Annotated in this window: 12 protein-coding genes and 1 other annotated feature; of the genes, 9 read left to right on the top strand and 3 right to left on the bottom strand. The window is 57.4% G+C overall.

The annotated features are described in order from the left end of the window. Positions 1–1,317 (bottom strand): NfeD family protein, encoded by a 1,317-nt coding sequence (locus IE038_RS21905; protein WP_438810791.1) that lies wholly within the window; start codon positions 1,315–1,317, stop codon positions 1–3. A 190-nt stretch (positions 1,318–1,507) separates the two neighbouring features. On the opposite strand from IE038_RS21905, the gene IE038_RS21900 reads away from it, so the two are divergent. From IE038_RS21900 to IE038_RS21890, 3 genes are all read left to right on the top strand, one after another. Beyond that, positions 1,508–1,966, top strand: coding sequence for an aminoacyl-tRNA deacylase (locus IE038_RS21900; RefSeq protein ID WP_163939206.1), 459 nt, complete (start codon positions 1,508–1,510; stop codon positions 1,964–1,966). A gap of 62 nt (positions 1,967–2,028) precedes the next feature. Beyond that, a complete protein-coding gene (locus IE038_RS21895; RefSeq protein WP_163939208.1) occupies positions 2,029–2,268 on the top strand; it encodes a DUF2789 domain-containing protein in 240 nt (79 codons plus the stop codon). 63 nt (positions 2,269–2,331) lie between these two features. Beyond that, the gene (locus IE038_RS21890) at positions 2,332–2,970 is read left to right on the top strand and encodes an NADH:ubiquinone oxidoreductase subunit N (RefSeq protein ID WP_163939210.1); all 639 of its coding nucleotides are present in this window, start codon (positions 2,332–2,334) and stop codon (positions 2,968–2,970) included. Between the two features lie 23 nt (positions 2,971–2,993). On the opposite strand, the gene lapD is transcribed toward IE038_RS21890, so the two are convergent. Together lapD and lapG are read right to left on the bottom strand one after the other, a co-directional pair. Then, positions 2,994–4,940, bottom strand: coding sequence for a cyclic di-GMP receptor LapD (lapD, locus tag IE038_RS21885; protein ID WP_189396274.1), 1,947 nt, complete (start codon positions 4,938–4,940; stop codon positions 2,994–2,996). A 9-nt stretch (positions 4,941–4,949) separates the two neighbouring features. Beyond that, positions 4,950–5,642 carry a cysteine protease LapG gene (gene lapG, locus IE038_RS21880; RefSeq protein ID WP_319528781.1) on the bottom strand — a complete coding sequence of 231 codons (693 nt, stop codon included), beginning with the start codon at positions 5,640–5,642 and terminating at the stop codon, positions 4,950–4,952. Positions 5,643–5,950: 308 nt separating this feature from the next. Here lapG and IE038_RS21875 point away from each other — a divergent pair, with 308 nt between their 5' ends. From IE038_RS21875 to IE038_RS21850, 6 genes are all read left to right on the top strand, one after another. Beyond that, positions 5,951–6,643: a GntR family transcriptional regulator gene (locus tag IE038_RS21875; RefSeq protein ID WP_163939211.1), complete on the top strand. Its 693-nt coding sequence runs from the start codon at positions 5,951–5,953 to the stop codon at positions 6,641–6,643. An 80-nt stretch (positions 6,644–6,723) separates the two neighbouring features. Next, complete coding sequence (locus tag IE038_RS21870; RefSeq protein WP_189396273.1) at positions 6,724–7,302, top strand: thioesterase domain-containing protein; 579 nt, start codon at positions 6,724–6,726, stop codon at positions 7,300–7,302. Positions 7,303–7,893: 591 nt separating this feature from the next. Then, positions 7,894–8,670, top strand: a complete 777-nt coding sequence (locus IE038_RS21865) for a DUF3050 domain-containing protein (RefSeq protein WP_163939215.1) — start codon at positions 7,894–7,896, stop codon at positions 8,668–8,670. Next, positions 8,667–9,614 carry a diiron oxygenase gene (locus IE038_RS21860; protein ID WP_189396272.1) on the top strand — a complete coding sequence of 316 codons (948 nt, stop codon included), beginning with the start codon at positions 8,667–8,669 and terminating at the stop codon, positions 9,612–9,614. The genes IE038_RS21865 and IE038_RS21860 overlap by 4 nt, the downstream gene beginning before the upstream one ends. After that, the gene (locus IE038_RS21855) at positions 9,611–13,063 is read left to right on the top strand and encodes an amino acid adenylation domain-containing protein (RefSeq protein ID WP_189396271.1); all 3,453 of its coding nucleotides are present in this window, start codon (positions 9,611–9,613) and stop codon (positions 13,061–13,063) included. The genes IE038_RS21860 and IE038_RS21855 overlap by 4 nt, the downstream gene beginning before the upstream one ends. A gap of 30 nt (positions 13,064–13,093) precedes the next feature. Continuing rightward, on the top strand, positions 13,094–13,558 hold the full coding sequence (locus IE038_RS21850) for an SRPBCC family protein (RefSeq protein WP_189396270.1): 465 nt from the start codon (positions 13,094–13,096) through the stop codon (positions 13,556–13,558). 136 nt (positions 13,559–13,694) lie between these two features. After that, positions 13,695–13,771 (bottom strand) — a sequence feature (5S ribosomal RNA rRNA prediction is too short). Positions 13,772–13,917: the final 146 nt, after the last annotated feature.

Here is a 13,917-nt window from a genome sequence, read left to right as displayed (position 1 = left end):
TCAGTCTCCTTGCGCCGGTTGTTCGGCGGCAGCACTAACGTCCAGTAGCACACCATTGCGTGCCACCACCCGAACCCGTTGACCTGCATACAAAGGGGTCTGGCATTGCGCCTGCCACTGTTCGCCCTGAGCCTGTACCCAGCCCATGCAAGGGTCCTCGGCCTGCACCTCAATGACCCTCACAACGCTACCGACCAGCCCCGCATCACCACTGACCAGCGCCCGCCTGCGGGCCTTGAGTGCCATACCGATCAGCCCGCTCAACAACAACGCCGCGAACAGCGCCAAACCCAGTATCAGAGGCAAGGGGATACCAAAACCGGGCACATCGGTATCCATCAGAATGACAGCACCCGCCACAAATGCGGCAATTCCTCCGAAGCCAATAACGCCAAAGCTAGGCAAGAACGCCTCAGCGATCATGAACGCCAGCCCCAGCATGATCAGGCCAACCCCGGCATAGTTCACCGGCAATAACTGCAATGCGTACAAACCCAACAGCAGGCAAATACCACCCACCACACCCCCCACACCGGTGCCCGGGTTCATGAACTCGAACATCAGCCCGTAGACACCGACGGTGATCAGCATCAGGGCGACACTGGGGCTGGTGATGACCGCCAACAGTCGGGTACGCCAGTCAGGTTTGCGCTCAACCATCGGCGCCAGAGTGGTCTGCAACAGAACAGCCTGGCCTGCCGCCTCAAGGCGCTTGCCATCGAGCTGGCGCAACAGGTCTGGCACATCAACCGCCACTTGATCGATTACCTTTAGCCGTAACGCTTCGCTGGCCGGCAAGCTGACCGCATCACGGACAGCCTTTTCCGCCCATTCGACATTCCGCCCACGCAATTGCGCCAGGCTGCGAATGTAAGCGGCGGCATCATTGATCTGTTTGTGCAGCAGCGTGTCACCCGCATCGACGGGCGCCTTCTTGTCACCACTGGGGGCGGCAGGGGGCGCACCAGGTGCACCGCCAATCTGCACCGGTGTGGCAGCACCAAGATTGGTTCCAGGGGCCATTGCCGCAACATGGCTGGCGTACAAGATGTAGGTTCCCGCGCTGGCCGCACGCGCCCCACTGGGCGAAACAAAGGTGGCCACCGGAACCGGGCTGGCGAGTATTGCCTTGATAATGGTGCGCATTGAAATGTCCAGGCCGCCCGGAGTATCCAGTTCAATCACGACCAGTTGCGCGTTCATTGCCTGAGCCTGGGCCAGCCCACGCACCAGATAGTCGGCAGACGCCGGACCAATGGCATCATCCACACGCAAGAGCAGCACCGGGCTATCGGACGCAGCCTGACTGGTCGACATCACGACGACTATCAGCAGCAGGAGCATGCGCCACCAACGGCGAGCGTTCACCGGGTCACACCTGGTTTGTATGTGTTGCTTAAGTTTAGTCCGGCAACCCACAACAGCACCGCCTAAACTTTCCTCAGGGGGACAAACTAACCAAGGCCTGTATTGGCACATACGCCTGGACCGGGCCTGGAGGTGCATCATGCGTATGGCAAAAACCGTGCAGCAGCGCCTGGACAAGGCCGGCTGCGATTACGACATCGTTCCTCACCCACACTCAGCGACCAGCCTTGAATCGGCGCGCAGTGCAGGTGTTCCCGCCGAACGGGTGGCCAAATCCGTCATGCTTGACGACCGTCACGGGCACTACCTGATGGCGGTACTACCGGCCAACCGCCATTTGGACATGAGCAAGGTGCGCGCCACCGGCCCATGGCAATTGACCCGCGAAAGCGGTCTGCCGCACTTGTTCGGCGACTGTGAGCGCGGCGCTATTCCAGCGCTGGGCGATGCCTACGAAATAAAAATGCTGCTCGACCCGACCTTAACCCGTCAGGGCGACATCTATCTGGAGGCAGGCAATCACGATTATCTGGTTCACATGAGCATGGACCAGTACCTGAAACTGGTGCCTAAAGCTGAAGTGCGCGAGGTCTGCTGATGATCTCCAAACCACCGCCAGGTGGGCGCTGTCCTCAACCTGCCTGGCCCAAGGAGTGAACCATGGAATCACCTACTCATAGTCTTCCATCCCTGTTCAAACAATTGGGCCTGGCTGACGATGCGCTGAGCATTGATCAGTTCATCACCAGCCACTCCCCCTTGAAATCCGATATGGAGCTCGCCGATGCACTGTTCTGGACCCCGTCGCAGCGAGCCTTTCTGCGCGATGAAATCCTTGAGGACGCCGACTGGGCCGAAGTGATCGACCAGCTCAGTCTGGCACTGCGAAAAATGCGCTGAGCGGCAACGGATATCGGCGAGTGGCGTTGCTATGCTCAAAAAAACAACAAGGGGACAGCAGCAATGAAAGATCCCTATGCACCCGGCTTTTGGTGTGCAGTCACCGCCTTGGTCCTGCTCACCGCCGGCTACTTCTATGGCATACGGCAGGTCTACGAGCTGGCACAAGCCGAACTGTTCCTGTTCGGCGCTGCTGCCGTGATCGCCGCAATGGCACTGACATCACTGGCCTGGACCTCCTGGCAGCAGTTGAAAACGCGCAAGCGCCAATTGGCTCAAGGCCGTACCCTGGTTGCGATCTGGAACACCAAGGTGGCACTGCGCCGCGTTGAGACCGTCTTCGACCGCTATTTCTGGGGCAGCTACTGGCAACCCGGACGAACCTTTCAGGAGGTGATGGGCGAACTGGAAGGCACACCACTGGAACAAAGCCTGGAAGCCCTGAAACGACAGTGCCGCGAGCTTGATCAAGAAATTCAGGACTCTCGCTGGCACTGGTTGAACAACGCACGGGAACTCTCCAGCGTGGCCACCGCCATGGCCCGTGAACGCTATCAACTGGACCTGTGCGATTCACAGCAAAGTGCTGGCCGGGGGGCGGCAGTCCTCAACCGGGACCTGGAAGTGCTGGTGTACACCTGGTCGGCACGCCTGCGCAGCTTTGATCACCAACTCGATGAGCTGGAGGGCGAGTACCGCTAAAATACTCGCCACACGCCACGGTACTACTTCCAGGGTGCCGGTTCGCCGACCAGTTGCCCCTGAATACCCTGAATACCCATTTCACGCAGTACGTTGAGTTCACCCTCGGTCTCGACCCGCTCGGCGATCAACGGCAAGTCGATACTGTGGGCCGCACGCTGGATCGCCTCGATGAACAAGCGTTTGTGCTGCTCCTGATCGATGGCTCGGATGTAACTGCCGTCGATTTTCAGGTAGGCCAACCCTAGATGCGCGAGGTTACCGATCATGCTGAAGCGACCGCCAAAGCGCTGCAGGCTCAAGCTGAAACCCAGGCTGTGAAGACGTCGGGTCAACTGCTCCAGCACAGACTGTTCGGGAAGCTGCTCTTCACCGATTTCCAGCGTCAATCGTTGACCCAGTGCCGGATACTGTCCCAACAACTCGTAGACTCGCTGCAGGGCCTTTGGATCAGCCAGGGTTGCCGCCGAGAGGTTCAGCGCCAGTGCGTAACCATGGCCGCCCATTTGCTTGAGCACGAGCTCCAGCATCATCAGGTCGAGCCTTGCAGACCAGCCAAAGCGCTCCAGCCAAGGCAGAAAGCGACCGGCAGCGACCGTCTGGCCCTGCGCATCGAGCAAACGCGACAGCACTTTGTAGTGCAGTACCCGCTCAAGGTCTTCTGAAGCCACAACCGGTTGGAAGAACAACTGGAAACGGCCTTGGCTCAACGCATCATCCAGCAAGGTATGCCAGCCATGATGGGTATCGCCTGCTTGCGTTGCTGTCCCCTGCTCCAGACACACCCAACTCGGCTCAACTTGGGCCTCGGCCCGGGCCAGGGCCTCATCGGCCAATTTCAATAGCGCTTGAGGGGCGTCACCCGGCTGGTAAGGTGCCAGGCCGAGACAAGCCACCGGGCTTACATCAGTCGCCCCTGTCGCACTGAGGCTCTGCAAGGTGACCTCCAGCGCTTGAGCCAACTGTATGGCCTCTGCATGCACCATGCCCGGTGCCAACACGGCAAACTCGCCTCCGCGGCTGCGGCTAACCAAGTTGTTGGTTTCTGGGTAGTTGGCGCAGGCGCGCAGCAACTGCTGCCCGACCGCTTGCAACAATTGATCCGTCTTTTGTCCACCCAAACGCTGGTTGAGCCCCGCCAGATCCTTGACCCTCAGCAACAGCAGATAACCTTCTCGCGCCTCTTCCAGGTTACTGACCTTGGCGTTGAGCTGCATCTCGAAATAGCGGCGGTTGGCGAGCCCGGTGAGGCTGTCCTGATAAGACTCGACGCGCAGCTTCTCACTGCGCTCGGTCTGCTCCAGAAACAACGCCTTGAGTTTCTCGACCATCTGGTTCATCGCCTGGACAACTCGGCGCAACTCAGGCGTGCGTGGCAGTTCGGGCAAACTCAGGAACTCACGCCGCGCAATGGCTTGGGACTGGGCAACCATATAGTCCAACGGCTTGAGTTGGCGACGTAACAACATCGCGCCCAGCAATGCACTTAACGCACCGCAGAGCAGCAGCCAGCCCAGGCTACCCAGCGCACTCTGCCATAGCTTGGCCAGAGCGAACATCGGATGGCTGACGACCTCGACACGCGCCGCCTGCTGCCAACCGCGGCTGACGATCGCATCACCGCCCGCAGCCTCCAGACCGATCAGGCGGATGAACCAGCGTGGCACGCTGCCAGCCTCCGGCTCAGCATGACGCTCGACCAACAGGGCATCAGAGGTCAGGTCGACTACTCGGATGCTGGAATAGTAACCACTGTCAAAAATCGAGCTGACCATCAACTCAACCATTGCCGGGTCATCGATGTTCGGTGTCAGCGACAATGCCAACGCGGTCGCCGCATCCTGCGCATGCGAGCGCAACTGGTTGACGTACTGACTGCGTGAGCTTTCCAGACTAACCATAAAGCTGCCGGTGAAGGCGACCACCAGGAACAGGCAGATGGCAAGCAACAATTGTTTGAACAGTGACATCTACGCTCCTTAGTAAACCGGCTCGGCCGGAAAGCCTTCGGCCTGCATCTTCTTCAATAGATCCTGCCAGCGGGACAACCGCTTGGTATCGCCGACCTTCTTGTTGCCCTTGGCCCCGGCCAGCCAGAGTCCCTCGCCGTTGAACGCATAGACCGGCAACAGGTCGGTCCGCTGGCTGGCGGGCCGGATTGCATCAATCAGGCTATCCAGTACCAGCGGCATGGCCTCTGGGCTCGAATAATAGGTCAAAACCATATGAGCCCGGTTCTGACGTAAAGCCTTGACGTAGGTAATACGCAGCTTTTCACTGGGAATACCGAGACGACGCAAGCTGAAGTACTTGGCGATCGCATAGTCCTCACAATCACCAGCGCCCTTGATCAACGACTGGATCGGGGTAGCCCAATAATCCACCTCATGCCAAAGGTCGATGTCTTCCTCATAACGCAGCTGTCGGTTGAAGAACTGATTGACCACCGTCAGACGCTCGGCCTCGCTCAGTTGCTTCTGCGTAGCCAACAACTGCTGCCAGGCATCGATGCGCCCCTGCCCCGCCCCCAAGGGGCCGTACAGGGATTGAGCCCGTCGACTGATCTGGGAGAAATCCCAGTCCGCACGCAAGCCTCCCAGCAGCATGCAGCCGAGCAGCAGAGCCAGACCAACCCGGCGTATGATCAGATGAAAAGCCCAACGCTTCGCCAACGCGAACAACCCATGCAGACCTGAAGACACCGGATGGTGCGACTTGCCCGATGAAAAAACAATGGCCGACTGAGATCACCCTGCTATCACCGTGCAACTACCCAGAAAACACAGGCATTCTGTCCGCTTCCCTTGGGCAAAAACTTCATTCACGATAGTCAATAAATCGGCAGAAGCACACTTGTTGCAGGGCCGCATAAAGTGTTCTCGCGATGGTTAACCGCCGGTTTGACAAGTCAATTTTCAATCACTAGTGTAGATTGGATCCAAGATCCAAAAAAGCACACCGACATCAGGGTAGAGTCAGCGTGGCCGAAAAGTCCAAACTCTTGAGTGAAATACTCGGCGGCGAGCAGGTTCCGCCGCATCTTGCTCGCAGTGTGATCGAAGAACGGTTGCGAAACGCGATCATCGAAGGTCGGCTCGCCCCCGGCGTAGCCTTGCGTCAACAGGAACTGGCGACCTTGTTCGGCGTCAGCCGCATGCCCGTTCGTGAAGCATTACGCCAATTGGAAGCCCAGTCATTGTTGCAGGTGGAGGCCCACAAAGGCGCAGTGGTTGCACCGTTGATCGGCGAGGACGCAGTGGACACCTATGCACTGAGGGTCATTCTGGAGACTGAGGCATTGCGTCAGTCTATCCCGCTGCTCGATGCCGATGACATCGCGCAGGCCCGCAGCTACATCGAACTGCTGGAAACCGAAACCCGGTATGCAGAGATCGGTCGCCTGAACCGTCTGTTTCATATGTCTCTTTATCGCAAGGCACCCAACCAGAAACTGCTTCGCCTTATCGAAAACGAACTCAATGAAGAAGAACGTTTTCTGCGATTCCACCTTTCTTCCATGGGGCTGGGCAAGCTGACTCAGGACGACCATCGTGGGTTGGTGGATGCTGCCAATGACAAGGCCGTCGAAGAGGCCGTCAGTATTCTGCAGAAACACCTGAACAAAGCCGCCGTAACGATGAAGAACTACCTGAGCAAGCAGCGAAAAGATTGATCCCACAGCCTGCCGCCGCACAACCACTGAAGCGGGGCTGCAGAACTGCTTGAGGCGAGCCTTGAGCGCAAGGAAATGCAGTGTACGCTCAACCGCAACAACAGCTTACGTCCCGACATCCCGTGCAGCCCGGCTCGATGGTATTGATCTGCTTTGCCAGTGATGCAAGTGGCTTGATGCACTACCACCGCTGGCAGCATGCCCTGAACGACCATATTGAGCTGGTGCCTATAGATGTATCTGATTACAGGCCGGCCATGGGCGACTCAGGTGCTCAGCACCGTTGCGAACAGTTGTTTGAGCGTTTGCAGGTCTATCTACGCAGGCCTCATGCGCTATTTGGTCAGAACAGCGGTGCTCGCGTTGCCTTTGAAATCGCCAAGCGCATGCAACTCACCCGCCCGGGCTTGACGCGTCACTTGTTCGTGTCAATGAGCGATAATCCTGCAGCAGCGCCGTGCCATACCGGGCATGGTCTTCAGGTTCCCGTCACCGCTCTTTATCCGCCAGGCCGCCTGAACACTATCCTGGGCTGGCAAGGCTCCACTTGCCGAGAGCTGGAACTGATCGAATTGCCCGATACAGATCTCGGCAGTCCAATACTGCAACAACGCCTAACGCAAATCATCAATACCCACCTGGGGCTCCTCAGCCTCTAGTCCTGCAACGCTGTTGCCCACAAACGACAGCTTCCACCTGCACCTCCTTCTTCTCCGGGCCGACAGCCAAACATGGCAGTAGCGCCATTTTCAGCACACTCTTAGTGGCAGACGACCGCTGATCGCCAAGAGCGGGCCTGGCCGTCTGTACGTTATGGACCAGAAAAAGGAGTAGGAACACGGGCAAGGACCGATATCGATCAGCAGCCCCACATAGTCCACATGCAATTTCTCCCACAGCACCCGTGCGCCGAGCGAGGCATTCGCTTACATATTAAATTTCGATCTAAGTTCATCGAAAGGAGCGCGCTCATCCAAATAAAACTTAATTAAATAGTTTTATAGGTACACGTATTGCCAATAAATAATCACCGTTTTAATTAAACCAAAAAATACTTGCAGGTAACTTTGAAGTTGCTTTAGTTTCTTAAGCGCCAACGTCACAACCGTTGGCTATCGGACTCCACTGGGCCTTACGCACGCCACGAAGGAGTTTCATGTAATACACCCGTCACCCTCGAACTATTTGTTCGACGGTCTCGTTCAACCTGAAAAAAGTAATTACAACTTTTAACCCATCAAGGAACGACCATGAATGCACTCAACGCTTTGCTGAATGAGAAGAAAGCAATACTTGCTGAACACCCCCTCTTCGCCGAGATCAATTCATTGCCGGTGTTACAGCGCTTCATGGAAACACATGTTTTTGCCGTCTGGGATTTCATGTCCCTGACCAAACGCCTGCAACAGGAGCTGACATGCGTCCAACTCCCCTGGTTACCGCCCGTCGACCCCAAGGCTGCACGCCTGATCAATGAAATCGTTTTAGGCGAGGAATCCGATAACCGACTGCCACACGGTCATTACAGCCACTTTGAGTTGTACCTGGACGCCATGCGCGAAGTCGGCGCCAACACGCTTGCGATTGAGCAATTCGTGCACCTGCAGCGTGAGGGCATCGGTTATGCCAGCGCCTTGCGTCGCGTCGGTGCCAGCGACGCCGCCAGGCAGTTTGTCTGCAACACCCTCAGTACTGCCATTGATGCCCCTGCACATGCGGTGGCAGCTGCATTCCTTCATGGCCGCGAGAGCGTCATTCCAGGCATGTTCCAGCGCATTCTGGATGACTGGGGCATTACCGAGGAACAGGCTCCTACCTTCCGTTACTACCTGCAACGGCATATCGAAGTCGACTCCGAAGACCACGGCCCGGCAGCAGAGCAACTACTTGCGCGCTTGGTAAACCAAGACCCGCAGCATGAGCGCGAAGTATATGAAGCCGCCATTGCGGCGGTGGAAAGTCGTATTGCTCTCTGGGACCGTCTGCGTGACGCAATGCAATTTGAAACTGCCGAGGCCAGCGTATGAACGCTATCGACTATCAGTCCTTCGCCGCGGCTTGGGAAGACCGCGCAACGATACGTACCAGGCCACGGCGAACGCTAGAAAACGACAGTCGGCTGATTTTTCCGTTGAGCCGCCAACCACTGGTGCTAGGTGCCACCTTTACACAGCAGTGCTCGCATTTGCGCGACTTCGTACTGGTGCAAAGCCTCTACAAGTTCATCAACGATGTGGTGATTTTCGAAACTGAAATCGTCGACCGCACAGCACGCGCCATTGCCAAGAACCGCTTCGCAATACGCTTCCCCTTTGCCTGCCGCTACGACGCAATGACAGTGGTTGTCGATGAGGACTATCACGCGCTGGTCGCAATGGACTTCATGCAACAAACCGTGGCGCTAACCGGCATCAAGCCCATAGACCTGCCCAACGAAATTGAACTGAGCCGCGCTATTCCAGCAGCCTTGGCCCTGGTGCCAGAACACCTGCGAGATGCGCTCGAACTGATTTGCGTCGCTATCGCCGAAAACACGCTGACCAACGATGTCGCAGCCTTTGCCCGCGACGACACTGTCAAGCCATCAATCAAGGGGCTGATGGCCGATCACCTGCTAGACGAGGGTCGCCACTCGACCTTCTGGACACGCTTGGTGCGCCTCTATTGGCAAGGCGCCCCTGAACATGACCGTACCTGTATTGCTCAGGTACTGCCGGTATTCATTGGCCAGTACCTCACCAACGAGATCCAGAAGGCATTCGATTTCAACTTGATCGGGCATCTTCAGGTACCCGAAAGCGTCCGCCAAGCGCTACGCGAGGACGTGCTGAGCATGGTCTATCCAATCAATCAGCAACACCCGCTGCTGGGAAACATCCTGCGCTTTTTCCGCAGCAGTTCAATGCTCGACTCACCCTGCGTACAACATGCGCTGGCCGAGTACCACCTCGACACGAGGAGTCCCTCATGAGACGCCTTGATATTCTATTGGTGGGCAGCAGCCCGGCATTGGCTGCGCTGCACACCGAGCTTGAGCAACATGGTCATGCCCTGTCTCTCGCAACAGATTTCTCTGCGCTGGAACGGCCACTGCAAGGGGCTCCGCAACTGGTCATCGAAGATGGCAGCCTGCCCCTTCCGTGCGCAGTAGAAACAGGTGTTGCCGGTTGCGCCTTCCTCAGCCTGCGACTCGGCAGCAACCCTGCCACGCAAGGCCTGCTACCGACCCTGGAGCTCCGTTGCTGGACCGGTAGCAGCAAAGCCCAGCGACTGATTGACCACGAAGTGCTGCCCATCGAGCCTTCAGGTAACGGTCAGCAACTACGCCTGCAAGCCATCGCACGCCTGCAGTCCCTGGTTGCGCGGCAAGTCGGACGCCTCTCGCGCAATACCGACTACCTGCGTGAAGCACTCGCCATTAGTAGTGCTCAGTTTGCCAATGAGCACAGCCTGTCGTGGCTGGAACCGTTGGCATTTCTTCATCCCTTCAACAACACCCGGGATGAACGGCTGTTAACGCTCGCAGAGGTGCCTGTCATCGAGCATCTGGAGCGCAGCTTTACGGTCTTTGCCAATAACCCGGCGCTGAACCTGGATGGCCAGCGCGTCAGCTACGCCCAATTGCACGCGCAGGCATTGGCTATTCAGCAACAGTTGATTGTTCTCCTGCCAAAGCGCATGGAGCAACCGCCGGTGGTTGCCGTTTGCTTGCCCAAGTCGCTGGCGCTCTACGCGAGCCTGCTCGCGGTACTGGGCTGTGCGGCAGTGTATCTGCCGATGGATCCCAGCCATCCCGTCGAGCGGCTGCGGTACATGCTCGACAATTCCGGCGCGACGCTGCTGATTCATGACGGCGGCTTCAGCCACGACCGACCGGACCTACCCACACTGAATCTGAGCCAACTGCCCACCGCTTCGACATCGCCCCTGTCGAGCCTGGTACGTCTGCGTACGCGGGGTGAAGCGCCCAGTGTGGTCATCTATACGTCTGGCACCACCGGTCATCCCAAAGGCGTTCTACTCAGCCAGCGCAACCTGAGCCACTTCCAGCACTGGTACGCCGAGCATGTGCAGCTCAATGCACAAAGCCGGGTGCTGCAATTCTCGACCATCAACTTCGATGCCTCGCTCCTCGACATTCTGCCTACGTGGGCCCGTGGTGCCGAATTGGTCATTCCTAATGAAGACCAACGGCGTGACCCACAACGCCTGCTTGAGCTGATACAGCGAGAGGCGGTCAGTCACGCCTTTCTGCCACCGGCGTTACTGAGCATCCTGCCGCTGAAGCAGATGACGGGCGTGAACCACCTGATAACCGGTGGCGATGTCTGCGAACCAGAAGTGATCGAGCACCTCGCCAAACAGTGCTGCTTCCATAACATCTACGGACCTACCGAAACCACCGTACTGGCAACTACGCGGGTATTCGCCAGCCAGGACAACAACCGCAATCTGGGCAGCCCTATCGCCAACTGCGAGGTGTTCATCCTCGACGAACAGTTGCAACCCGTGGCTGAACAAAGACCAGGTGAGTTGTACATCGCCGGAGCGGGCGTGGGCTTGGGTTACTTGGGTAACCCCCAGTTGAATGCCGAGCGATTCCAGCTGCTGGAGCTGCCAGGCGGTAGACAACTGCGCGTCTATCGTACGGGCGATGTGGGCAAGTGGACGGAAAACGGCATCGAAATCTGCGGTCGCCAGGACAATCAGGTAAAGATCCGCGGCTTCCGCGTTGAACCGGAAGAGGTCGAGCATTGCCTGCGTGCCAGCAAGCTCTACCGTCAGGTTGCAGTCGTGGTTGATAAGCAACGCCGGTTGCTGGCTTTTGCCGCCCAACCACGACAGGCAGACGCCAAGGTGGCGTTGCGCAGATACGCCGAGCAGCAACTACCTGATTACATGCGCCCAGCGTTCTATCAGGAACTGCCAAACATGCCCTACACGGCCAACGGCAAAGTAGACCGCCAGGCCCTGCGTGAACGTCCCGTTCACTTGGGCCGACACAGTTCCCATGCAGTACCGAGAAACGAGTGTGAACAACGCCTGCTCACAATCTGGAGCGCGCTACTGGAGTTACCCCCGGACGAAATCTCCTGCACCGATAGTTTCTTCAACCTGGGTGGCCACTCGATTCTGTTGTCGCGCCTGCTGTTGGAGCTCCGCAGTGCTTTTGGGCGCAGCATCCCGATCAACCGTTTCATTGAAATGCCGACCCTGCAGCGTATGGCGATGCTGCTTAGCGGCGAAGATAACGAAATCGGTGCGTTTGATCCTCAGGCCCAACGTGATGCCGAACGTACGCTGGGCCTTCAGGTACAACCAATCGAGCGCCTGGGCGATGTACACAAGATCATCGTAACCGGTGCCAATAGCTTCCTTGGTGTACACATCGTCGAAGCACTGCTGGACTGGGGGGCTAGCGAGGTAGCCTGCCTGGTTCGGGGTAATGGAACACACTCGGCAGCGGAACGTTTTGCTCAAGCCCTGACCGAAAACCAACTCGAGGGCCTGGACCTGAGTCGGGTGAGAGTGTTCGAGGCCGACCTGCGCCATCCGCAGCTTGGACTGGATCGGGCTGACTATGACTACCTTGACGGCCATTACGGAGCGTTGATCCACAACGGCGCACACGTCAACCATGTGCTCGATTATCAGTCGCTCGCGGCGGACAACGTTGAACCATTGTTTAGCTGCTTGCGACTGTGCGAAGGACGCCGCAAAAAAGTCTTCAACTTTATCTCAACCCTTTCGGCGTGCAGTGCCGTCGACGGTAACGGAAAAGTACTTGAGCAAGCACCGGCACAGACGCCTCCGATCTATATCCGGAACGGCTACAACCTGAGCAAGTGGGTCGGCGAACGCATCCTGGAGCGGGCACGGACGCAGGGTGTGTGGGTCAACCTGTACCGGCCGGGCAACATCACCTTCGACAGCCGTAACGGTGTCTGCCAGCCACACAAGAACCGCCTGATGCTGATGCTCAAGGGGTCGCTGCAACTGGGCCAGGTGCCGGCGCTGGAGCTCAATTTCGACATGATGCCGGTGGACTTCCTCGCACGCTTCATTGCCTTCCACAGCAGTCGCTACCGCCCAGAGCAGGCGGTGTTCAACCTGCACAACCCAGAGCCACTGAGCTGGCAGGCTTATGTCGCATCGTTTCGTGACATTGGACAGCCTTTTGAGCTAGTCGAAATCGAGCAGTGGCAACAGCAACTTCGGCGGGTAGGCCGTGACAACGCGCTCTTTGAGGTACTCGGTTTCTACCTGGACGGATTTGAGGAAGACATCGGCGATATATCCCGCATCGATCATGGCAACGCCCGCGAAGGGGTGCGGCGCATGGGTGCGCGCTATCCGGAAAAAAACCTGGCACTGCTACAACGCGGCTGCCGCTATCTCCAAGACATCCAGTTCATCTGAACCACTCAACCCAAGCAGGAGCACGCAACCATGCAACTACAACCCGATACCCTGATCCGCCATCCCGATGGCTGCCACGTCGTCTCCAGCGTAGAGATACCCGCTGCTGCGGCCAGTGTCTGGAACATCGTCGGTAACTTTGCCGGTTTTCCGGTGTTCATCCCAGCCCTTGCGCATATCGATATGACCGGTAGCGGTGTGCGATCCGTGCGCAAGAAGCTGTTCAAGGACGGTAATGTGGTCATTGAGCAACTTAACTCACATGACGATAAAGCAATGAGCATGACCTGGAGCCTGATCTACACCAGCCTGAACATTGGCAACCTCTGGGCAGCCATGCAGGTAGAGGCTCTGGGACCACAGCAAAGTCGAGCGACCTGGACCATTCAGGCGGAACCTCATGAAGGCGGCCCTGAAGCGCTACCAGCGTTTCAGGCCTTTCTGCAGGGCTTTGCCGATGATGCCATGAACAATGTACGCAACCTGCTCGCCTAAGCATCAACCTGCTGTAGGCGTATGACCTTACGTCATGCCCTACAGCAACTACCTCTGAAGCTTGTCTGCTGAAGAACAGAGGCCCAGAAAAGACAAAACCCCAGTCTGCAGCGCAGACTGGGGTTTTGGAATTTAATCTTGACGATGAATGCATCGTTTCACTGCTGAGTTCGGGATGGGATCAGGTGGTTCCAATGCTCTATGGTCGTCAAGAAATTCTGTTGCCAGAAAGTCTTGTGCAGACACTCCGGCGAAATTCTTGATACTTCTACCTAAAGACAAAACCCCTACCTGCGTGTGCAGATAGGGGTTTCGGAATTTAATCTTGACGATGACCTACTCTCACATGGGGAAACCCC

Origin of the sequence: Pseudomonas laurentiana, from assembly GCF_014648275.1 — a bacterium.
Classification (GTDB): Bacteria; Pseudomonadota; Gammaproteobacteria; order Pseudomonadales; family Pseudomonadaceae; genus Aquipseudomonas; species Aquipseudomonas laurentiana.
Note: the sequence above shows the minus strand (reverse complement) of the source record. Positions and strands in the feature narration are given on the sequence as shown.